Source organism: Variovorax saccharolyticus (assembly GCF_030316765.1).
Lineage (GTDB): Bacteria > Pseudomonadota > Gammaproteobacteria > Burkholderiales > Burkholderiaceae_C > Variovorax > Variovorax saccharolyticus.
On record NZ_JASZYT010000008.1, the window covers coordinates 237,870 to 259,197 of the forward strand.

Genomic DNA, 21,328 nt, shown 5'->3' on the forward strand with positions numbered 1-21,328 from the left:
TCAGGGGTGCAGCGCCGCCCAGCCGCAGAAGGCCAGCAGCACCGCGGCGGCAAACAGGTCGGAAACCATCGCCACGTTCTCCTTCGCGTTGCGATGCGGCTGCAGGGCGTGGTTGATTCCGGCCAGCCCGTAGAAGATGCCGCCGACCAGCGCCGCCGGCGTCAGCCAGCCCGGCAACAGCAGGCTCAGCGTGCCGACGACGCCGATGGCGAGGTTGCCGAAGCCCAGTTCGCGCACCAGCAGCAAGACGTCGTCGCCCCGGATGCCGAGGATGGTCTCGGCCGTGTAGCGCGGCTGCAGGATCTGGCGGACGCCGGCCAGCAGCAGGCGCAGCCCGACGGCCCAGAACACGTACCACTTGCCGATCAGCGGCATGCCGAGCGAGGCATGCCCAGCGCCCAGTTCGATCGCGATCGACAGCAGCGGAAAGACCAGCATCAGACCGGCGACGATGACGAAGTACATGGATCGGTCCGTTGGCTTGCTGCGATCGCAGGATTGTGCCGCGGCGGCATCCCGCCGCAGGTGTAACCGGGGTGGGCCATCAACACTACCGGCGGCGGGGGCGACCTGTGACGGGCGCCCGCCGGCCGCCCATAATCCGCCCTCGGCCAAGCCAGGGGCCTCTTCGAATCCTGGCGTTCATTGGGGCGACCACGATGAGCTCATTGCAAATGTTCCTGCCGGCATCCGAGCCCGCGCGCAGCGAGGCGTTGGCCCTGCTGCAGAAAACGCACCACATTCCCAGGCATCTCGTGCGTGGCATCGTGCGCGGCGCCGCCGGCAAGCGCGCCGCCATCGCGGAGGCGCAAGTGCAGCAGCAGAGTTTCGATGCCTCCGATCACGCGAGTCCCGCTCCGCAGATGCAGGCCGGCTGAACGGCAGCAGTATCTTTTGTATCCATTGGCATCCGGGGCCAGGGCTTCGCACCCTGGCCTTGAGGGCTGGCGCCCGTGATACAACCTTCGGAGCATGAGCAAGGCATTCACGAAGGAAAGCGACAGCGACGACGATGACGGCGGCGAAGGCGCCGGCCTGCCGCCGCTGCCCGCGGGCGGCAAGAACTACATGACGCCGTCCGGCTACGCCCGGCTGCGCGCCGAACTGCTCGACCTGATGGACAACGAACGACCGAAGGTGGTCGAGGCGGTGCATTGGGCGGCCAAGAACGGCGATCGCTCCGAGAACGGCGACTACCTCTACGGCAAGAAGCGGCTGCGTGAGATCGATCGCCGGATCCGTTTCCTGACCAAGCGGCTCGAGGTGGCCGAGGTCACCGACCCGTCGGTGCATCACGGCAGCGACCAGGTCTTCTTCGGCGCCACCGTGCGCTACGCCGACGAGGAGGGCGAAGAGCGCGAAGTCACGATCCTCGGCATCGACGAGGCGAACAGCGCCCAGGCGCAGGTCAGCTGGATCTCGCCGATCGCGCGCGCGCTGCTGAAGTCGCGCGAGGGCGATGTGGTGAAGCTGGCGACGCCCGGGGGCATGCACGAAGTCGAGGTGCTGCAGGTGCGCTACCCGGCACCGGCCTGAAGCGGCTCAGGGCGCCGGAACCGTCCGCGCCGCTGCCAGCACCGACGAGGTGCGCCGCGCCGCCCGCAGCACGGCATCGAGATGCGCGCGGTCGCGGACCGCGATCACGAAGCGCAGGTCGGTCGAATCCTGTGGCGTCTCGTCGGCCATCTCGACGTGCGTGATGTCGGCCTCGGCATCGGCCAGCGTCGCCGCCACCCGCGCCAGCACGCCCTTGTCGTTGCGCACCGTGATGACCACGCCGGTCTCGAAGGTGCGCACAGGCTCGTCGGCCCATTCGACCGCGAAGAAGCGCTCGCTGTCCTTGTAGCGCAGCCGCTGGCCGACGCCGCATTCCTCGGTGTGGACCACCAGCCCTTCGCCGTGGCCGAGGTAGCCGACGATGCCGTCGCCCGGGATCGGCCGGCAACAGAGGGCGAAGCGCACCGAGGAGTTCTCGCTGCCGTCGAGCGTGACCGCGCCTTGCGACACCCCCTCGTGCGCCGTGAAGCGTTCGCGGCTCAGCATCAGCGCGTCGGGCTTCTCGCCGCGCTCGGACAGCAGCGCCATCAGGCGCTTGGCGACGATGCTGGCGATGCGCTTGCCCAGGCCGATGTCGGTCAGCAGTTCGGCGCGGGTGCGGTTGCCGGTGAAGCGCAGCAGCTTCTCCCACAATTGCTGGTGGTCGGCGTCGTCGTCGGGCAGCTTGCCCAGGCCCTCGGCGCGCAGCGCCTGCGCCAGCAGCTTCTCGCCCAGGCCTTCGGATTCGGCATGCGCGAGCGTCTTGAGGTAGTGGCGGATCTTGGAGCGGGCGCGGCCGGTGCGCACGAAGCCGAGCCAGGCCGGATTGGGCGTCGATACCGGCGCCGTGATGATCTCGACCACGTCGCCGTTCTTGAGCTCGGTGCGCAGCGGCACCTGGTCGCCGTTGATGCGGGCGGCCGAGGTGTGGTCGCCGATGTTGCTGTGGATCGCGTAGGCGAAGTCGACCACGGTGGCGCCGCGCGGCAGCGCCATGATCTGGCTCTTGGGCGTGAAGACGTAGACCGCGTCGGGGAACAGGTCGACCTTGACGTGGTCCCAGAACTCGGCAGCGTCGCGGGTCTCGTCCTGGATGTCGAGCAGCGACTGCAGCCACTTGGCGCCGAGCCGTTCGCTGGTCGCCGCGGCCGGCTCCTGCGCCTTGTAGAGCCAATGCGCCGCCACGCCCGATTCGGCCACCACGTGCATCGCCTCGGTGCGCAGCTGGAACTCGACGTTGACGCCCGAGGGGCCGACCAGCGTGGTGTGCAGCGACTGGTAGCCGTTGAGCTTGGCGATCGCGATGTGGTCCTTGAACTTGCCCGGCAGCGGCTTGTACATCTGGTGCAGGATGCCCAGGCCGGTGTAGCAGGCGATCACGGTCGGCACGATCAGCCGGAAGCCGTAGATGTCGGTCACCTGGGCGAAGCTCAGGTGCTTCTCGTCCATCTTTCGGTAGATGGAATAGAGGGTCTTCTCGCGCCCGGCGATGCGCACGTTCATGCCGGCGGCGGCGAACGAGGTCTCGACCTCCTGCTGCACCTTCTGGATCAGGTCGCGGCGGCGCCCGCGGGCCTTGGCCACCGCCTTGGACAGCACCGCGTAGCGCCACGGCCGCAGGTGGCGGAACGACAGGTCCTGCAGTTCGCGGTAGGTCTGGTTCAGGCCCAGCCGGTGGGCGATCGGGGCGTAGATCTCGAGCGTCTCGCGCGAGATGCGGGCCCATTTCTCGCGCGGCGCGTCGTCCAGCGTGCGCATGTTGTGGGTGCGGTCGGCCAGCTTGACCAGGATCACCCGGACGTCGCGCGCCATGGCGAGCAGCATCTTGCGGAAGGACTCGGCCTGGTTCTCCTCGCGGGTGTTGAAGCGCAGCTTGTCCAGCTTGGTGAGACCGTCGACCAGCTCGGCCACCGGGGCGCCGAAGCGCTCGATCAGCTCGGACTTGGTGACGCCGCAGTCCTCGATCGCGTCGTGCAGCAGGGCCGCCATCAGCGCCTGGGCGTCGAGCTTCCATTCGGCGCACTGGGCCGCCACCGCGATCGGATGCGTGATGTAGGGCTCGCCGCTGTTGCGCAGCTGCCCCAGGTGGGCCTCGTCGGCGAAGCGGTAGGCGCGGCGGACCAGGTCGATGTCCTCGGCGCCCAGGTAGTCGAGGCGGTCGGTCAGGGCGGCGAAACTGGCGGCGGCAGCATTCAGCGCTGCGGGACTCGGCCGCAGGGCAGGGGATGCCCCGGTCAGGGGCTTGACGACCGCGCTCATGGGTACCACTTTAGCGTGGCCGCCGAGTCGTCGCATTCAGCCACAAAAAAAGCACCGCGTACGGTGCTTCCTTGTTGCATGTGAGCATCAACTTATCAGCCGGGGACCTTCTTGAGCATCTCGAGGCCGATCTTGCCTTCGGCGATCTCGCGCAGCGCGGTCACGGCCGGCTTGTTCTTGCTTTCGATCTTCGGGGCGTGGCCCTGGCTCAGCATGCGCGCGCGGTAGGTGGCGGCCAGCACGAGCTGGAAGCGGTTCGGGATGTGAACGAGGCAATCTTCGACGGTGATGCGGGCCATGAGGATCTTTCGGTGCGGACTTTGGGGTCGTTTCAGGGGATGTTCAGCGCGGCGAAGGTGTCGGCGCGAGCGCGGCGCTGTGCGGAGTAGCGCAGCCGCTGAGCGTGGACGATCGCTTTCAGGTCGAAAAGTGCGCGCTCAAATACCTCGTTGATTATAACGAAGTCGAATTCCGATGCACGCGCCATCTCTTCGGCGGCATTCTGGAGGCGCAATTCGATGATCGAGGCGCTGTCCTCGCCACGGCGTTCGAGCCGCGAGCGCAGCTCTTCCCAGCTCGGCGGCAGGATGAAGATCATCACCGCGTTGGCGAAGGTCTTGCGGATCTGCAGCGCGCCCTGGAAGTCGATCTCGAGGATCACGTCGGCGCCCTGGGCGATGCGTTCTTCGATGGCCTTCTTGGAGGTGCCGTAGCGCTGGCCGTGCACGTGCGCCCATTCGACGAAGGCGTCGGCCTCGACCATGGCGTCGAACTCGGGGTGGGAGGCGAAGAAGTACTCGCGGCCGTGCTTCTCCTGGCCGCGCGGCGGGCGGGTGGTGTGCGAGACCGAGGGCTGGACCGCGGAGTCGAGCTCCATCAGGGCCTTGACGAGGCTCGATTTGCCGGCGCCGCTGGGCGCAGCGACCACGAAGATGTTGCCGGGATAGTCCATGGATGCTTTGTTCGATGCCCGGCGGCCCAGGCCTGAGGACGCCTCGGCGGCCTCGGCGGCTCTGTTCAGCGGCTGGATTCTGGGGTGTCGTCGCGTTGGCGGGAACCCTGTAGTTTATCAGCCGAGGCTGCGGCGACCGGGGGACGGTAGCCCGGCGCCAGCAGCGCATTGGCTGCGCCGTAGAGCACCAGCGGGTCGGCCAGGCCGAGCGCGTACTCGGGGCCGCGCAGGCGCAGCCCGGGCGAGCAGTCGACGTTCCAGCGGCGCAGCATGTAGCCGGCGTTGGCGGCCCTCACCTTGATGCGCAGCACGCCATCGGGCATGTCGTAGTCGAGGCGGATCACGTCGGGGCGAGGGTGCGAGGGGTGGGGCACCAGTTCGAGCTCGACGATGCGGCTCCACTGGACATCGTGCTCGGCCGTCTCGTGGCGGCCGACCTCGCCGTGCTCGATCACCACCGGGGACTCGATCCGGGTCAGCACGAAATCGCGGAACTCGGCCGACTTGCGGTCGAAGGCCCGGACATGCCATCGAACGCCCGAGTCGACCAGCGCGAAAGGCACCAGCTCGCGTTCGCCCGGTTGCCCGGACAGCGAGTGGTAGACCAGCCGCAGCGCCTTGCCGCAATGGATGGCGCGGGTGACGGGGGCCAGCACGCTCATGCGCGGCACGCTGAGCGCGCTCGGGATCTCGCAGCGCAACAGCGGCGACAGCGCTTCGGCCGCACCCTGTCCGAAACCCTGCGACAGGGCGCTCAGCACGCGCTGCGGCGCATGCTCGAACAGCGGCTTGAACGAGGCGCTGGGCAGATAGAGCTTGCGGGTGCCGTCGAACTCGAGGTTGCCGGGCGCCGCTTCGCGGTACTGCGCGATGTCCCGCGTGGCGCCGGCCGGACCGGTGCCGAACCTGGCGACCAGGTCGGAACGCCGCAGCTGACCCAGGAAGTACAGCCGGAAGTCGATGTACGACAGGCGTTCGAGCTGGGCGCGGGGAATCGGCGGCATGGGGCGATGGTAACCTGATCGTCACTATAAAAGATCAAAAAGAGAATTTATTATCATCAAAATGATGATGTAATGGCGGAAAGGTACAACGCACCATGACACGCTTCCTGCACACCGCCGACTGGCAGATCGGGCGCCAGTTCGCCACCTTCGACCCCGAGCACGCGCCGATCCTGGCCGAGGCGCGCATCGCCGCGGTCGAGCGCCTGGCCGCGCTGGCGACCGAGCACCGGGTCGACGCGGTGCTGGTCGCGGGCGACGTGTTCGACGCCCAGACCGTGTCGGACCGCACCGTGCGCCGCCTGTTCAATGCGCTGGCGGGCTATGCCGGCCCCTGGTTGATGATTCCCGGCAACCACGACGCGGCCCTGGCCGAAAGCGTCTGGACCCGGGCCGAGCGGCTTGCCGCCGTGCCGGCGAATGCCCACCTGCTGCTGACGCCCGAGCTTCGGCTGTTCGAGGCGCAGGGCTTCGCGGTGCTGCCGGCCCCGCTGACGCAGCGCCACACCTACAACGACCTGACGGCGTGGTTCGACACGGCCGAGACGCCGCCCGGCCTGCTGCGCATCGGGCTCGGGCACGGCAGCGTGCAGGGCATCCTGGCCGAGGGCATCGACTCGGCCAATCCGCTGGCGCCCGAGCGCGCCGCCAGCGCTCGCCTGGACTACCTGGCGCTGGGCGACTGGCATGGCTGCAAGCGCATCGACGCCCGCACCTGGTACGCCGGCACGCCCGAACCCGACCGCTTCAAGGCCAACGATGCCGGCCAGGCGCTGCTGGTGGAGATCGCCGCGCCGGGGGGCGAGCCGCAGGTCACGCCGCTGGCGGTCGGCCAGTTCCATTGGCATCTGCTGGCGACCCACCTGCATGTCGCGAGCGACCTCGACGCACTGCTGGAGGAGCTTGCCGGGCTCGGCGCCCAGGACGTGGTCGACCTGCGCGTCCAGGGCCGCATCGACCTGGCAGGCCGGCAGCGGCTGCAGGCCGCGGTCGGCAGCGCCGAGGCGCGGTCGCGCCATCTGCAGGCCGACCTGTCGGCGCTGCAGATGGTGCCGACCGACGAGGACATCGCCGGCCTGCAGGCCGACGGCTACCTGGGCGAGGTGATCGCCGAGCTGCGCGAGGCCCAGGCCGGCAGCGATCCGCAGTCCAGGGTGGCGCAGGACGCGCTCGCCCTGCTGGCCACCGCGCTGGTCCAGCGCGCGCCGGCCGTGGCGATCGTTCCGCTGGAGGCAGCGCCCGCATGACGCTGCACATCACCCGCCTGCGCGTCGACCAGCTTCGGCGCTTTCGCAAGCCGCTGGAACTGCGCGGCTTCGAGCCCGGGCTCAACATCCTCGCCGGCCCCAACGAGGCCGGCAAGAGCACGCTGGTGCGCGCCATCCGCGCCGCCTTCTTCGAGCGCCATCGGTCCACCGTGGTCGACGATCTGCGGCCCTGGGGCGAGGGCAGCAGCGCAACGCCGCAGATCGAGCTGGACTTCGTGCTCGACGGCCAGCCGCACCAGCTGGTCAAGAGCTTCCTCGGCAAGAAGCGCTGCACGCTGCGCATCGGCGTGCGCACGCTGGACGGCACCGACGCCGAAGACCACCTGGCCCAGAGCTTCGGCTTCGCCTTCGCGAGCAAGGGGGCCAGCAAGCCCGAGCACTGGGGCATTCCGGGCCTGCTGTGGGTCGAGCAGGGACGCGGCCAGGAGCTGGACGTGGACCCCGCGCGCGACCACCTGCACGATGCGCTGCAGGGCCAGGTCGGTGCCGCGGCGGGTGCGCTGGCGGCCACCGGCGGCGACGAGCTGCTCGACCGCTTCCGCGACCAGCGCAACGAGCTGCTGACCAGCACCGGCAAGCCGCGCGCCGCCTACCTCGAGGCGGCCGAGGCGATCGCCACCCTGCAATCGCAGGCCGATGCGCTCGACGGCCAGATCGCCACCTACCGCCAGCAGGTCGACCAGCTGGCTGCGCTGCGCCAGCAGCACCGGATCGACGACACGGTCCAGCCCTGGGAAGCGTTGCGCCAGGACCTGGCTGCCGCGCGCCAGCGTCAGCAGGCGCTGCAGGCGAGCCAGGCGCAGCTGCAGGGCGACCGGGCCCGGCTGCTTCAGCTCGAAGGCACGCGCGGCCTGCTCGCCAAGGAGCTCGAAGGCCTGGCGCGGCAGCAGGCCGACGCCGCCGCCCGCGGGCAGGCCCTGGCCCAGGCAGAGGAGCAACTGCAGGCTGCCGATGCCGCCGTGGGCACGGCGCGCCAGCATGCCGAGGCGGCCCGCGCGCGTGCCCACGGCGCCCGCGAGGCTTCGCGCATCGCCCGCCAGGAAGGCCAGCGCGACAGCCTGCGGCAGCAGCTGCTGCAGGCCGAGGCCGAAGCGGCTCGCAGCGCGGATGCACTGCAGCGCGCGCAAGAGGCTCTGCAGCGGCTGGCCGCGCTGCGCGACGGGGCCGCCGCGGCGCCCACCATCGGCAAGGCGCAGGTCCAGAAGCTGCTCGAACTCGAGCGCGCCGAACGCGATGCCGCGCTGCGACGCCAGGCCGTCGCCACGCGGCTGCAGTTCAACCTGCCCGAAGGCCAGACCCTGGGCCTTCGCAGCCACGGCGAGAGCCTCGGCCTGCAGGCCTCCGGCGAGCGGCTGCTCGACGCGCCGACCACGCTCCAGCTGCCGGGCGGCGGCGAACTGATCATCACGCCGGGCGGCGAAGACCTGGCGCAGCTCGCCCGCAGCCATGGGCAGGCGCAACAGGCGCTTCAGGCCGCGCTGCAGGCGCTCGGCCTGGCCGGCCTTGCAGAGGCCCAGGCCCGGCTCGCCGCGGTCGACGACCGCCAGGCGCAGATGCGGCTGGCCGAGCAGGCACTCGCGATCGTCGCGCCGAAGGGGCTGGAGCCGCTGCGCGGCGCCCAGGCCGAGGCGCAGTCGCGCATCCGCACCGCACAAGAGGCGCTGGCTCGACTGCCGGTCGCGCCGGCCGAACCCGTGCTGCCCCAGGACCAGGCCGAGGCCGAACAGGATGCGGCGGCGGCCACCGAAGAGCGCACGGCCGCGTCCCTGGTCCAGGCACAGCGCCGGCAAGCCGCCGCGCAGAGCCTTCATGGCACGGCGCAGCAGGAACAGCGTGCGGCCCAGGCTGCGCTGGCCGACCCGGCGCGCATGCAGCGCCAGGCCGAGGCACAGCAGCAATTGCTGAGCACCGGCGCCGAGCACGCCGCGCTGGCAGCGCGGATCGACGAGGCCAGTGCGCAGGTGCGCGAGGCCCGGCCCGACATCGTGGCCCAGGACATCGATCGCCTGCAGCGCAGCATCGAGCAGATGACGCGCAGCCACCAGCAGCGCCGCGAGGACATCCTGCTGCTCGAGAACACGCTGCAGCAGGCCGGCGCCCAAGGGCTGGAGGAACAGCGCGACGGCGTCGCCGGCCGGCTGGCCCAGGCCCGGCGCCGCCATGGCGAACTGCAGCGCCGTGCCGAGGCGCTCGACCTCCTGTGCGGCAAGCTCGACGCCAAGCGCCAGGCCACGCTGGCCCGGCTGCAGGCGCCGCTGCAGGAGCGCCTGCAGCACTACCTGCCGCTGTTGCTGCCCGGCGCCACGGTGCAGATCGACGCCGGCCTCTCGCCGGGCACCCTGACGCGCACGCAGGAGGGCGGCGCCACCGAATCGGGCCAGGTGCAGGAGCTGAGCTTCGGCGCCCGCGAGCAGCTCGGCCTGATCAGCCGCTTCGCCTACGCCGACCTGCTGCAGCAGGCGGGCCGGCCGACGCTGCTGATCCTCGACGATGCGCTGGTGCACAGCGATGCGCCGCGCCTGGCGCAGATGAAGCGGGTGCTTTTCGATGCCGCCCTGCGGCATCAGGTGCTGCTGTTCACCTGCCATCCGCAGAATTGGCAGGACATGGGCGTGGCCGTGCGGCCGCTGGCCTGAAGCGGAGCGCTGTCGATGACCGACCCCGTTCTCCTGCCCGGCTTCATGGCCGTCCACGGCAACCATCCGGAAGCGCTGCGCGACCTGATGCTGGCCTGGATGGCGCGCCATCCCCTGGCGCCGCTGGAGGACGAATGGGTGCTGGTGCAGAGCAACGGCGTGGCGCAGTGGCTCAAGCTGTCGCTGGCGCGCGATGCGGCGCAGGGCGGCATCGGCATCGCCGCCGCGCTGCAGACCGAACTGCCGGCCGCCTTCATCTGGCAGGCCTACCGCGCAGTGCTGGGCGCCGAGGCCGTGCCCGCGGCATCGCCCTTCGACAAGCCGCTGCTGGTGTGGCGGCTGATGCGCCTGCTGCCCGCCCTGCTCGGCGAGGAGGTGTTCGCGCCGCTGCGCCGCTTCCTGGCCGACGACGCCGACCTGCGCAAGCGCCACCAACTGGCCGAGCGCCTGGCCGACCTGTTCGACCAGTACCAGGTCTATCGCGCCGACTGGCTGGCCGGCTGGGCCGAGGGCCAGGACCTGATCGTCGCCAGCCGGACCGGCGCCCAGCCGGTGCCCGACGAGCTGCGCTGGCAGCCGCGCCTGTGGCGCGCGCTGCAGGGCGATGTCGGCGCCGCGGGTGCCGCCCAGAGCCGGGCCGCCGTGCACCAGCGCTTTATGGCCGCGGCCGCGGGCTGGCAGGGCGAGCGGCCGGCCGGCCTGCCGCGGCGGCTGGTGGTGTTCGGCATCTCCTCGCTGCCGCAGCAGTCGCTCGAAGTGCTGGGCGCGCTAGGGCGCTGGATGCAGGTCCTGATGTGCGTGCACAACCCCTGCGAGCACGACTGGTCGCACATCGTGGCCGACAAGGACCTGCTGCGCGCCGAGCGCCTGCGGCAGCGCCGGCGTCCGGGCGGCGAAGGCGCGATCGCCGAGGAGAGCCTGCACCTGCACGCGCAGCCGCTGCTGGCCGCCTGGGGCAAGCAGGGCCGCGACTTCATCCGCCTGCTCGATGTCCATGACGCGCAGGAGGCCTACGCGCAGCATTTCGATGCCATCGGCCAGCGCATCGACTGCTTCGACGCCAACCCGCAGGACACGCTGCTGCGCCAGCTGCAGGACGACATCCGCGACCTGCGCCCGCTGGCCGAGACCCGCAAGACCTGGCCGGCGCTCGATGCACGGGCCGACCACTCGATCCGCTTTCACATCACGCACGGCCCGCAGCGCGAGGTCGAGGTGCTGCACGACCAGCTGCTGTCGGCCTTCGCGGCCGATGCCACGCTGCGTCCGCGCGACGTGATCGTGATGGTGCCCGACGTCGCCACCTACGCGCCGCACATCCAGGCCGTGTTCGGCCTGCTCGCCGCCGACGATCCGCGCCATGTGCCCTACACGCTGGCCGACCAGGGCCAGCGCCACCACGATCCGCTGCTCGGCGCGCTCGAGAAGCTGCTGGTCCTGCCGCAGTCGCGCATCGCGGTCAGCGACCTGCTCGACTGGCTCGAGGTGCCGGCGCTGCGCGAGCGCTTCGGCATCGACGAGAACCAGCTGCCGCTGCTGCATCGCTGGATCTCGGCGGCCAATATCCGCTGGGGCCTGCACGCCGAGCAGCGCCGCATGCTCGACCTGCCCGAGGCGCTGGCGCAGAACAGCTGGGACTTCGGCCTTCAACGCATGCTGCTGGGCTATGCCGTGGGCAGCGGCGAGGCCTGGGGGGAGGTCGAGCCGCTCGACGAGGTGGGCGGGCTCGACGCCGCGCTGCTCGGGCCGCTGGTGCAGCTGCTGGCCACGCTCGAATCGCACTGGCGCACGCTGGCCACGCCGGCCAGGCCCGCGACCTGGGGCGAGCGGCTGCGCGCGCTGCTGGCCGACTTCTTCGTCGCCGACGAGGACAGCGACGGCTTCACGCTGAGGCGGCTCGAGATCTCGCTGCAGCAGTGGCTCGACGCCTGCGCCAACGCCGCGATGGCCGAGGAGATCCCGCTGTCGGTGGTGCGCGAGCACTGGCTGGCGCAGATCGACCAGCCGACGCTCAACCAGCCCTTCTTCGCCGGCGCCGTGACTTTCGCGACCTTGATGCCGATGCGCGCGATCCCGTTCCGCGTGGTGGCGCTGCTGGGCATGAACGACGGCGACTACCCGCGCAGCCGCGTGCCGATGGACTTCGACCTGATGGGCCACGACTGGCGGCCCGGCGACCGCTCCCGGCGCGAGGACGACCGCTACCTGTTCCTCGAGGCGCTGCTGTCGGCGCGCGAGCGGCTGCACATCAGCTGGGTCGGCCGCAGCATCCTCGACCATTCGGAGCGGCCCCCCTCGGTGCTGGTGGCGCAGCTGCGCGACCATCTCGCGGCGGGCTGGCGCCTGGCGGGCGACGCATCGCCGACGCCGAAGGAAACGGGCGAGCACCTGCTGCACGCGCTGACTGTCGAGCACCGGCTGCAGCCCTTCCACCCGGCCTACTTCACGCTCGGCGGCGATGCGCGCCTGTTCAGCCATGCGCGCGAATGGCGGGCCGGGCTGCTGGCGCAGCCGTCGGCCGATGCGCGGGATGCACCGCCGCTGGCGCCCTGGGCCTTCGACGGTCCGCTCACGCTGCGCCTGCTGGCCGACTTCCTCAAGGACCCGGTGCGCAGCTTCTTCCGGCAGCGCCTGGGCATCCACTTCGAGGCCGACGATCCGGTCGGCGAAGACGAGGAGCCCTTCGCCCTCGACGCGCTGGAAAACTGGCAGTTGCAGAACGAGCTGATCCAGGCCCAGCGCGCCGCCCTGGAGTCCGGCGACTCGCGCGAGGAGGCGATGGCCGCGCAACTCGCACGCATGGCGCGGCGCGGCGAGTTGCCGGCCGGCCACTTCGCCGACCTCGCGCAGCAGCGCCTGGCCGAGCCGATGGAGAAGATGTTCGCCGAGTACGCGAAGGCCCTGGCCGAATGGCCCGAGGCGCTGCCCGACGCGGCGCTCGACCATCTGCCCGAAGGCCTTGCGGAGCCGCTGCGCCTGTCGGATTGGCTCGGCGGCCTGCGGGCCAACGCGCAGGGCGAGCGCTGCCGCCTGCTGCTCGACAGCGGCAGCCTGGTCAAGGACAAGCGCTACCGCCTCGACAAGCTGGTGCCGTTCTGGGTCGCGCACGTGGCGGCGCATCTGGAGGGCGGATCGATCACCAGCCGCATCGTCAGCAAGGCCGGCGTCGTCACGCTCGAGCCGCTGGACCCGCAGCAGGCCCGGGCCTGCTGGTCGCAGCTGCTCGAGGCGTGGCAGCAAGGCCTGGACCGTCCGCTGCCGATGGCGTTGCGCAGTGCGCTCGCCTGGCTGGGCAAGGGCGGTTCCGCGGCCGATCCGAGCGCGGGCACGCCGCGCGAAGCCGCGCGCGCCACCTACGAGGACAGCGACCCGCAGTACGGCAAGTTCGGCGAATGCGACGGCAACGCCTACCTGGCTCGCGCCTACCCCGATTTCGACGCGCTCTGGGCCGATGGCGAGTTCGCCCGCTGGGCGGTCGCGCTGCTGAAGCCGATGAGCGACGCGGTCGCCCGGGCGTCGGCCAAGGAGACCGCATGACATTGCCCTCGCTGCTGGAGCCGTTGAGCTTTCCGTTGCGCGGCAGCCGGCTGATCGAAGCCAGTGCCGGCACCGGCAAGACCTTCACGATCGCCGCCCTGTACCTGCGCCTGGTGCTCGGGCACGGCGGCGAGGCCGCCTTCACGCGCCCGCTGGCGCCGCCCGAGATCCTGGTCGTCACCTTCACCGACGCCGCCACCAAGGAGCTGCGCGACCGCATCCGCGCCCGGCTGGCCGAGGCGGCCGAGGCCTTCCTTGCGGACCCGGCGACCGTGCCGCCCAGGCCCCCGGGCGAGGACCTGCTGCACGACCTGCGCGCCGGCTATCCGCCGGCGCAATGGCTGGCCTGCGCGCGCACCTTGCGCCTCGCGGCCGAATGGATGGACGAGGCCGCGGTGTCCACCATCCACGGCTGGTGCAACCGCATGCTGCGCGAGCATGCCTTCGACAGCGGCGCCCTGTTCACGCAGACGCTCGAAACCGACCAGCGCGAACTGCAGGCCGAGGTCGTGCGCGACTACTGGCGCAGCTTCTTCACGCCGCTGTCTGCCGCCGATGCGACGCAGGTGCATGGCTGGTGGGCCACGCCCGATGCCTTGCTGAAGGCGGTCGAGAATCTGGTCGGCCTGAGCGAGGTGCTCGGCGAAGGCCGGCCGCCCGCCGCGGCACTGCAGCACGCGCGCGACCACACCGGTCGCGCGTTGTCCGTGCTCAAGGCGCCGTGGGCCGGCGAGCAGGGCTGGGCCGCCGGGCTCCAGGCCGGGCTCGAGGCGGCGGTCGCGGCCAAGCAGTGCAAGCTGCCCAAGCGCAAGGAATGGATGCAGAAGCTGCGCGACTGGGCCGAGGGCGATGCGCTGCTGCCCGAGTTGACCAAGACCGCCTGGGAGCGCCTCACGCCGGCCGGATTGGGGAGCGACTGGAGCGGCGACACTGCGCTGCTGCGCCATCCTGGCCTGCTCGCGCTGGCCGACCTGCAGGAGGCGGTCAGGGCCCTGCCCGACGGCCGCCAGGACCTGCTGCGCCACGCCGCCGCCTGGACCGCCGCGCGCTTCGCCGACGAACAGGCGCGCCGTGCCCAGATGGGCTTCGACGAACTGCTGACCCGGCTCGACGCCGCGCTGCAGGGCCCCAACGGCGAGCGCCTCGCGGCCCTGATCCGGCGCCAGTTCCCGGTCGCGCTGATCGACGAATTCCAGGACACGGATCCGCTGCAGTACCGCATCTTCGACGCCGTCTACGGCATCGCCGCCAATGCGCAGGACACCGCGGTGGTGCTGATCGGCGACCCCAAGCAGGCGATCTACGCCTTCCGCGGCGCCGACATCCACACCTACCTGGCGGCGCGCCGCGACACCGAGGGCCGGCTCGCCACTCTGGGCACCAACTTCCGCTCGACGCCGGCGATGGTCGAGGCGGTCAACCGCGTCTTCCTGCAGGCCGAGGCGCGTGAAGAAGGGCAGGGTGCCTTCCTGTTCCGCGAGCGCGGCGAGAACCCGCTGCCCTTCCTCGCGGTGCAGGCCCGGGGCCGCAGCGAGCGCTGGACCGTGGCCGGCGAACCGGCGCCCGCGCTCACGTGCTGGACGCTGGCCGGCGACCCGCCCCCCGGCAACGGCGAGGCCCAGCGCCTGCTGGCCACCGCCTGCGCCGCCGAGATCGTGCGCCTGCTCGCCGATGGCCTGGCCGGCCTCACCGGCTTCGCCAAGCAAGGCGCGGCCTTGCGCGGCGTGCAGCCCGGCGATGTCGCGGTGCTGGTCAACAGCGGGCGCGAGGCGACTGCGGTGCGCCAGGCACTGGCCCGGCGCGGCGTGCGCAGCGTCTACCTGTCGGACAAGGATTCGGTCTTCCAGAGCCCGGTGGCGGCCGAGCTGCAGCGCTGGCTGGCGGCCTGCGCCGAGCCCGACGACGACCGTCCGCTGCGCGCCGCGCTCGGCAGCGCCGCGCTGGCGCTCGCCTGGAGCGAGCTCGACCGCCTCAACCACGACGAGCTGCAATGGGAAGCGCGCGTGCTGCAGTTCCGCCGCTACCAGCAGACCTGGCGGCGCCAGGGCGTGCTGCCGATGCTGCGCCACCTGCTCAGCGATTTCGGCGTGCCGCAACGCCTGCTGGCCGCGGGCGACGAGCGCACGCTGACCGACCTGCTGCACCTGGCCGAGCTGCTGCAGCAGGCCAGCGCGCAGCTCGACGGCGAGCACGCGCTGATCCGCTGGCTGGCCGAGCAGCGCGACGACAGCGGCAGCGAGAACGAGGCGCGCAAGCTGCGCCTCGAAAGCGATGCCGACCTGGTCAAGGTGGTCACCGTGCACAAGTCGAAGGGGCTCGAATACCCGCTGGTCTTCCTGCCCTTCGCCACCGCCTTCCGCGCCGCCAAGGCCACCGACCTGCCGCTCAAGTGGCACGACCAGGAGGGGCGCCTGGTGGTCGCGCTGCAGGCCGACGACGAGGCGCTGGCCCGCGTCGACCGCGAGCGCCTCGGCGAGGACCTGCGCAAGCTCTACGTGGCGCTGACACGGGCCCGCCATGCGACCTGGATCGGCGTCGCGCCGCTCGCCGGCGTGGAGCGCAGCGCGCTCGGCTATCTGCTGGGCGGGGGCGCGCCGCTGTCGGCCCCGGCGCTGACCGAGGCCTTGCTCGAACTCGCCAAGACCAGTGCGGCGATCGCGGTCGAGACCGCGCCCGAGGCCGGCGATGCCTGCTATCGGCCGGTCGCCGCCGCCCCGCAGCTGGCGCCCGAGCCCGCGCTGCCCCCGGGCCCGCGCGAGCGCTGGTGGATCGCCAGCTATTCGGCGCTGAGCCGGGCCGCCGACACGCTCGACGACGAGGCCGCGCTGGCGCTCGGCGAGCCGGCAACGCGCCTCGCCCTGCCGCCGACGCCGGCCAGCGCCGCCGAGGACATCTACGCCGACAGCCGCTCCGACGCCGCAGGGCCCGAAGGCGACGCCGATGCGCCCGCAGCCAGCGCCGGCAGCCTGCACGACTTCCCGCGCGGCGCCGGCCCCGGCAGCTTCCTGCACGGCCTGCTCGAATGGGTCGGCCGCCAGGGTTTCGCGCGCCTGCGCGCCGACGCGGCCGCACAGGCCGACCTGGCCGACCTGATCGCCCGGCGCTGCAACCTGAGCGGCTGGAGCACCTGGACCGAGCCGCTGCGCGAGTGGCTGCTGGGCTGGCTGGCAGCGCCGCTGGACCTCGGCGCGCTGCAGTCCGGCGCCGTCGCCCCGGCATCGCTGGGCCGGGTCCAGATCGAGATGGAGTTCTGGTTCGGCGTGCAGCAGGTCGACCTGCGCGCGCTCGACGCCCTGGTCTGCCGCCACACGCTCGGCGGCGCGCCGCGTGCGCCGCTGCTGCCGCAGCAGCTCAACGGCATGCTCAAGGGCTACATCGACCTCGTGTTCGAGCATGAGGGCCACTACTTCGTGGCCGACTACAAGTCCAACTGGCTCGGTCCGCGCGACGCCGACTACACGCCCGCCGCGCTGCGCGATGCCGTGCTGCAGCACCGCTACGAATTGCAGTACGTGCTCTATGTGTTCGCGCTGCACCGGCTGCTGCGTTCGCGGCTCCCCGACTACGACTACGAGCGCCATGTCGGCGGCGCGGTCTACCTGTTCCTGCGCGGCCATGCGGCGCCGGGCCAGGGGCTGCACTGCGAGCGGCCGCCCAAGGTCCTGATCGATGCGCTCGACGCGCTGTTCGGCGGCGCGGCGCTGCCTGCGATGGAGCAGACCGCATGAAGACGTCCCCGATGTCCGCCGGTGTCTTCCTCGGCCCGCTGCCCGCGCGCCATGCGCCGCTGCTCGCCGACCTCGACCGCTGGGTCGCCGAAGGCTGGCTGCGGGCGCTCGATCGCAGCTTCGCGGCCTTCCTGGCGCAGAAGTCGCCCGATGCCGATCCGCTGCTGATCCTCGGCGCCGCGCTCGCCAGCCACCAGCTGGGCCGCGGCCATGCCTGCCTCGACCTGCAGGCGGCGCTGGCCGATGCGGGCCTGGCGCTGTCGATGCCGCCCGAAGGCGCAGCGCGCGCCGCCGAGGATGCCGCGCCGATCACCGCGCCTTCGGCCTTGCTGGCCGGCGTGACGCTGGCGCGCTGGACCAAGGCGCTGACGCATGCCGCGCTGGTCGGCAGCGGTCCCGGCGCAACCCCGCTGGTGCGCATCGGCCATCGCCTGTACCTGCGCCGCTACTGGCAGTACGAGCAATCGGTGCGGGCCGCCATCGCCGAGCGCGTGGCGCTGCCGACCGCGGCGGCGGCGCCCGAGTCGCAGGCCACGCTGGCGGCCGCGCTCGACGCGCTGTTCCCGCACCGCGACGGCGCCGCCACCGACTGGCAGAAGATCGCCTGCGCGCTGGCCGCACGGCAGCACTTCGGCATCGTCACCGGCGGCCCCGGCACCGGCAAGACGACCACCGTGGTGCGCCTGCTGGCGGTGCTGCAGCAGCTGGCGCTGGCCGGCGGGGAGGGTCGACGCCTGCGCATCCGGCTGGCCGCGCCCACCGGCAAGGCGGCGGCGCGGCTCAACGAGTCGATCGCCGGCGCGGTCGCGCGCCTGCCGCTCGAAGGGCTGGCCGATCCGGCGGCGGTGCGGGCGGCGATTCCGACCGAGGTCACGACCGTGCACCGGCTGCTCGGCAGCCGCCCCGACACGCGGCACTTCCGCCACGATGCGCGCAACCCGCTGGCGCTCGATCTGCTGGTGATCGACGAAGCCTCGATGCTCGATCTCGAGATGATGGCCGCCGTCTTCGCTGCGCTGCCGCCGCATGCGCCGCTGATCCTGCTCGGCGACAAGGACCAGCTCGCTTCGGTGGAGGCCGGCGCCGTGCTGGGCGATCTCTGCCAGCGCGCCGACGCGGGCCACTACAGCGCCGGGACCGCGACCTGGCTGGAGGCCGTCACCGGCGAGATCCTCGAGCCCGAGCTGTGCGATGCCGCGGGCAGCCCGCTCGACCAGGCGGTGGTCAAGCTGCGCATCAGCCATCGCTTCAGCGCCGCCAGCGGCATCGGGAAGCTGGCCGAGGCGGTCAATGCGGGCGACGCCGGTGCGGTGCGGCGCGTCTTCGATCGCGGCTATGCCGACCTGTCGCAGCAGCGCAGCCTCGACGACGCGGCGCTGCGCCGGCTGGTGGTCGATGGCGCGCCCGAGGGCTTCGCGGGCCAGGGGGCGGGGCGCGTCGAGGGCGGCAAGGCCGTGCCGCCGCCGGCCGGCTACCGCCACTACCTGACGCGGATGAGCCAGGGCAAGCCCGGCATCGATGCCCCGCAGGCCGACTTCGACGCCTGGGCGCTCGGGGTGCTCGCGGCCTATGGCCAGTTCCAGCTGCTGTGTGCCTTGCGCAGCGGCCCGCAGGGCGTCGCGGGGCTGAACCAGCGCATCGCCGGCCTGCTGCGCGCCGAGGGCCTGCTCGAAGCCGAGCATGGCGGCTGGTACCCGGGCCGCCCGGTGCTGGTCACCCGCAACGACTATGGCCTGGGCCTGATGAACGGCGACGTCGGCGTCACCTTGGCGATGCCGGCCTGGGTGCCCGGCGAGCAGCGCCCGCGCTGGACCCTGCGCGTGGCCTTCGCGGCCGGCGACGGCCAGGGCGGCATCCGCTGGGTGCTGCCGAGCCGGCTGCGCGCGGTCGAGACCGTGTTCGCGATGACGGTCCACAAGTCGCAGGGCTCCGAGTTCGCGCATGCCGCGCTGCTGCTGCCCGAGCGGGCCAGCCCGGTGCTGACGCGCGAGTTGGTCTACACCGGCATCACGCGGGCCCGCCACTGGTTCACGCTGGTGGCGGCACCCGAGGTGATGCAGGGCGCGGTGCGCAAGCGGGTCGAGCGGGTCGGGGGGCTGGGCCTGCGCGCCCCCTGAGCCGGGCTACTTCGAAGCGGCGGACTTGGCGAACCAGGCTTCGAAGCCGATCGATCCCAGCCACGGGTTCTTGCCGCTCGGCACCAGCGTGTCGTCTTCGAGCCGGGCGCCGAAGTAGCGCGCCTGCGGATCGGCCACGACCTGGCGCGGGTCTTTGGTCGCGGCCAGGTAGCGCTGCAGCAGTTCGGGCATCCGCACGCGCTCCGGCCCGGCGATCTCGACCACGCCGTTGAGCGGTGCGCCCAGCGTGTACTCGGCCATTGCCGCCGCCACGTCGTCGGAGGCGATCGGCTGCACGAAGGCCGGCGACAGCTTCACGGTCTGGCCGTCGGCGCCCGACTGCGCGATGCCGCCGAGGAATTCGAAGAACTGCGTCGAGTGGACGATCGTGTAGGGGATCGAGCCCTCGCGGATCAGCTTCTCCTGCGCGATCTTGCCGCGGAAGTAGCCGCTTTCTGCCAGCCGATCGGTGCCCACCACCGACAGCGCGACATGGTGCTTCACGCCCGCCGCGGCCTCCGCGGCCAGCAGGTTGCGGCCTGCGGTCTGGAAGAATTCCAGCACCGCCTTGTCTTCGAACGAAGGCGAGTTCGCGACGTCGACCACCACCTGCGCGCCGGCGAGCGCTTCGGCCAGGCCTTCGCCCGTGATTGTGTTGACACCCGAGGCCGGCGAGGCCGCGAGCACTTCATGGCCGCGCTGGCGAAGATTGGCGACGAGCTTGCTTCCGATCAGGCCGGAGCCACCGATGACGACGATCTTCATGGTGTTCACTCCAGTCCCGCCTTGTCGAGGCCGTAGGCCTTGTCGGCCGAGCCGGGCACATTCCTGAAGCCGACGCTGAGGCGGTTCCAGGCGTTGATCGTCATCACGACGAAGCTCAGGTCCGACAGTTCCTTCTCCGACAGCTGGGTGCGCACGCGGTCATAGATCTCGTCGGGCACGCCGTGCTCGGGCAGGCGGGTCAGGACCTCGGTCCAGGCCAGCGCGGCGCGCTCGCGCGGGCTGAACAGCGACGATTCGCGCCAGATCGGCAGGTGATGGAGGCGCAGTTCGCGCTCGCCGTGCAGCTTGGCTTCCTTCACGTGCATGTCGAGGCAGAAGCCGCAGCCGTTGATCTGGGAGGCGCGGATGTGCACCAGGTCCTGGATCGTCTGCTCGATGGCGCAGTCCTTCTGCAGCATGCTGAATTCGACGAACTTCTTGTACAGCGCGGGCGATTGCTGCATGGCGTTGATGCGTTGGGTCATGGTCACTTCCTAGAGAGCCCCAGATCGGCTGAGGAACCGTTTGCGAAATCTCGCTGCATGGACGGGTGATTCTTTGCATCCATACCCACAAGACGCGCCGGCTCTCCGGTTTGTGACAGACCCTGCCTCAATGGCCCTGAAAAGCCGCCGCCAGCCGCGCCAGCTTCTCGGGGTTGCGCTGCACGTGGATGCGCGTGATGCGCTCGCCATCGGTCTCGTAGGAGCCTGCGGATTCGAGCACCCCGTCGATGAAGCGCAGCAGCGCCCACTCGCCGTTGATCATCGCGAGCTCCACCCGCACGCCGCTGCCGAAGCGCAGGTGGGTGGCATAGAAGAGCTGCGCGATGCGCTGGCCGCCCAGCAGCGGCTTGCCGAAGCTCGGCACGATGCCGCCGCCGTCGCCGATCAGCTCGGCGTTCTCGGCCAGCATGCCGTTCATGGCCGCGAAGTCGCCGCGCGACAGCGCCTCGGCGAAGCCGCGCATCAGCTGGTGGTGGGCGTCGCGCGAGACCGTGAAGCGCGGCCGCTCCTCGCGCAGCTGCGTCTTGGCGCGGTGCACGATCTGGCGGCAGGCGGCCTCGCTCTTGCCGATGGCCTTGGCCACTTCGTCGTAGTCGGCATCGAACACCTCGCGCAGCAGGAAGGCGGCGCGCGCCTCGGGCGCCAGCCGTTCGAGCATGAACAGGAAGGCGACCGAGACGTCGTCCGACAGCTCCTTGGTCTGCTCGGGCGTCGAAGGCCCATCGGTCAGCACCGGCTCGGGCAGCCAGTAGCCGACGTAGTGCTCGCGCTGCACCTTGGCGGCACGCAGCCGGTCGATCGCGATCCGCGTGGTGATGGTCACCAGCCAGGCCTCGGCGTTGTCGATGGTCTCCTGGGCCGCTTCGTGCCAGCGCAGCCAGGCGTCCTGCACCACGTCCTCGGCCTCGGCCACGGAGCCGAGCATGCGGTAGGCGATGCCCTGCAGGCGGGGGCGGAGGCGGTTGAAGGTGGTGGTGGGGTCGGTCATGTGCACCTCAGACGTTGGACGCCGGGCGTTTG

At 71.5% G+C, this 21,328-nt stretch carries 15 protein-coding genes; 7 read left to right on the top strand and 8 right to left on the bottom strand.

Features of this window, described 5'->3' with window-relative positions:
- A complete protein-coding gene (locus QTI45_RS23930) occupies positions 1-465 on the bottom strand; it encodes a DUF6790 family protein (RefSeq protein ID WP_286656080.1) in 465 nt (154 codons plus the stop codon).
- 194 nt (positions 466-659) lie between these two features.
- Here QTI45_RS23930 and QTI45_RS23935 point away from each other — a divergent pair, with 194 nt between their 5' ends.
- Complete coding sequence (locus QTI45_RS23935) at positions 660-878, top strand: hypothetical protein (RefSeq protein WP_286369936.1); 219 nt, start codon at positions 660-662, stop codon at positions 876-878.
- Between the two features lie 94 nt (positions 879-972).
- A complete protein-coding gene (greB, locus tag QTI45_RS23940) occupies positions 973-1,536 on the top strand; it encodes a transcription elongation factor GreB (RefSeq protein ID WP_286369935.1) in 564 nt (187 codons plus the stop codon).
- A gap of 6 nt (positions 1,537-1,542) precedes the next feature.
- Here greB and QTI45_RS23945 read toward each other — a convergent pair whose 3' ends face one another.
- The 4 genes from QTI45_RS23945 to QTI45_RS23960 all read right to left on the bottom strand — a co-directional run bounded on the left by QTI45_RS23945 (position 1,543) and on the right by QTI45_RS23960 (position 5,751).
- Positions 1,543-3,795, bottom strand: a complete 2,253-nt coding sequence (locus tag QTI45_RS23945; RefSeq protein WP_286369934.1) for a RelA/SpoT family protein — start codon at positions 3,793-3,795, stop codon at positions 1,543-1,545.
- A gap of 95 nt (positions 3,796-3,890) precedes the next feature.
- Positions 3,891-4,094 (bottom strand): DNA-directed RNA polymerase subunit omega, encoded by a 204-nt coding sequence (gene rpoZ / locus QTI45_RS23950; RefSeq protein ID WP_019656435.1) that lies wholly within the window; start codon positions 4,092-4,094, stop codon positions 3,891-3,893.
- A gap of 32 nt (positions 4,095-4,126) precedes the next feature.
- Complete coding sequence (gene gmk / locus QTI45_RS23955) at positions 4,127-4,747, bottom strand: guanylate kinase (RefSeq protein ID WP_286369933.1); 621 nt, start codon at positions 4,745-4,747, stop codon at positions 4,127-4,129.
- 65 nt (positions 4,748-4,812) lie between these two features.
- Positions 4,813-5,751: a WYL domain-containing protein gene (locus QTI45_RS23960; protein WP_286656081.1), complete on the bottom strand. Its 939-nt coding sequence runs from the start codon at positions 5,749-5,751 to the stop codon at positions 4,813-4,815.
- Positions 5,752-5,846: 95 nt separating this feature from the next.
- On the opposite strand from QTI45_RS23960, the gene QTI45_RS23965 reads away from it, so the two are divergent.
- The 5 genes from QTI45_RS23965 to recD are packed head-to-tail and all read left to right on the top strand — an operon-like array spanning position 5,847 to position 19,037.
- Complete coding sequence (locus QTI45_RS23965; RefSeq protein ID WP_286656082.1) at positions 5,847-6,998, top strand: metallophosphoesterase family protein; 1,152 nt, start codon at positions 5,847-5,849, stop codon at positions 6,996-6,998.
- A complete protein-coding gene (locus QTI45_RS23970; protein ID WP_286656083.1) occupies positions 6,995-9,655 on the top strand; it encodes an AAA family ATPase in 2,661 nt (886 codons plus the stop codon). The genes QTI45_RS23965 and QTI45_RS23970 overlap by 4 nt, the downstream gene beginning before the upstream one ends.
- Before the next feature lie 15 nt (positions 9,656-9,670).
- On the top strand, positions 9,671-13,192 hold the full coding sequence (recC, locus tag QTI45_RS23975; RefSeq protein ID WP_286656084.1) for an exodeoxyribonuclease V subunit gamma: 3,522 nt from the start codon (positions 9,671-9,673) through the stop codon (positions 13,190-13,192).
- Complete coding sequence (gene recB, locus QTI45_RS23980; RefSeq protein ID WP_286656085.1) at positions 13,189-16,920, top strand: exodeoxyribonuclease V subunit beta; 3,732 nt, start codon at positions 13,189-13,191, stop codon at positions 16,918-16,920. Before recC ends, recB begins: the two co-directional genes overlap by 4 nt.
- A complete protein-coding gene (gene recD / locus QTI45_RS23985; RefSeq protein WP_286656086.1) occupies positions 16,917-19,037 on the top strand; it encodes an exodeoxyribonuclease V subunit alpha in 2,121 nt (706 codons plus the stop codon). The genes recB and recD overlap by 4 nt, the downstream gene beginning before the upstream one ends.
- Positions 19,038-19,043: 6 nt before the next feature.
- Here recD and QTI45_RS23990 read toward each other — a convergent pair whose 3' ends face one another.
- The 3 genes from QTI45_RS23990 to QTI45_RS24000 form a co-directional block, all read right to left on the bottom strand.
- A complete protein-coding gene (locus tag QTI45_RS23990) occupies positions 19,044-19,802 on the bottom strand; it encodes an SDR family oxidoreductase (protein ID WP_286656087.1) in 759 nt (252 codons plus the stop codon).
- Between the two features lie 5 nt (positions 19,803-19,807).
- On the bottom strand, positions 19,808-20,287 hold the full coding sequence (locus QTI45_RS23995) for a carboxymuconolactone decarboxylase family protein (protein ID WP_286656088.1): 480 nt from the start codon (positions 20,285-20,287) through the stop codon (positions 19,808-19,810).
- Between the two features lie 127 nt (positions 20,288-20,414).
- Positions 20,415-21,296 (bottom strand): RNA polymerase sigma-70 factor, encoded by an 882-nt coding sequence (locus tag QTI45_RS24000; protein WP_286656089.1) that lies wholly within the window; start codon positions 21,294-21,296, stop codon positions 20,415-20,417.
- Between the last annotated feature and the right edge of the window lie 32 nt (positions 21,297-21,328).

Bases quoted from the DNA above. Each gene is read 5' to 3' on its own strand.
- QTI45_RS23930 (WP_286656080.1), bottom strand. From the start codon at position 465: ATGTACTTCGTCATCGTCGCCGGTCTGATGCTGGTCTTTCCGCTGCTG.
- QTI45_RS23935 (WP_286369936.1), top strand. From the start codon at position 660: ATGAGCTCATTGCAAATGTTCCTGCCGGCATCCGAGCCCGCGCGCAGC.
- greB (WP_286369935.1), top strand. From the start codon at position 973: ATGAGCAAGGCATTCACGAAGGAAAGCGACAGCGACGACGATGACGGC.
- QTI45_RS23945 (WP_286369934.1), bottom strand. From the start codon at position 3,795: ATGAGCGCGGTCGTCAAGCCCCTGACCGGGGCATCCCCTGCCCTGCGG.
- rpoZ (WP_019656435.1), bottom strand. From the start codon at position 4,094: ATGGCCCGCATCACCGTCGAAGATTGCCTCGTTCACATCCCGAACCGC.
- gmk (WP_286369933.1), bottom strand. From the start codon at position 4,747: ATGGACTATCCCGGCAACATCTTCGTGGTCGCTGCGCCCAGCGGCGCC.
- QTI45_RS23960 (WP_286656081.1), bottom strand. From the start codon at position 5,751: ATGCCGCCGATTCCCCGCGCCCAGCTCGAACGCCTGTCGTACATCGAC.
- QTI45_RS23965 (WP_286656082.1), top strand. From the start codon at position 5,847: ATGACACGCTTCCTGCACACCGCCGACTGGCAGATCGGGCGCCAGTTC.
- QTI45_RS23970 (WP_286656083.1), top strand. From the start codon at position 6,995: ATGACGCTGCACATCACCCGCCTGCGCGTCGACCAGCTTCGGCGCTTT.
- recC (WP_286656084.1), top strand. From the start codon at position 9,671: ATGACCGACCCCGTTCTCCTGCCCGGCTTCATGGCCGTCCACGGCAAC.
- recB (WP_286656085.1), top strand. From the start codon at position 13,189: ATGACATTGCCCTCGCTGCTGGAGCCGTTGAGCTTTCCGTTGCGCGGC.
- recD (WP_286656086.1), top strand. From the start codon at position 16,917: ATGAAGACGTCCCCGATGTCCGCCGGTGTCTTCCTCGGCCCGCTGCCC.
- QTI45_RS23990 (WP_286656087.1), bottom strand. From the start codon at position 19,802: ATGAAGATCGTCGTCATCGGTGGCTCCGGCCTGATCGGAAGCAAGCTC.
- QTI45_RS23995 (WP_286656088.1), bottom strand. From the start codon at position 20,287: ATGACCCAACGCATCAACGCCATGCAGCAATCGCCCGCGCTGTACAAG.
- QTI45_RS24000 (WP_286656089.1), bottom strand. From the start codon at position 21,296: ATGACCGACCCCACCACCACCTTCAACCGCCTCCGCCCCCGCCTGCAG.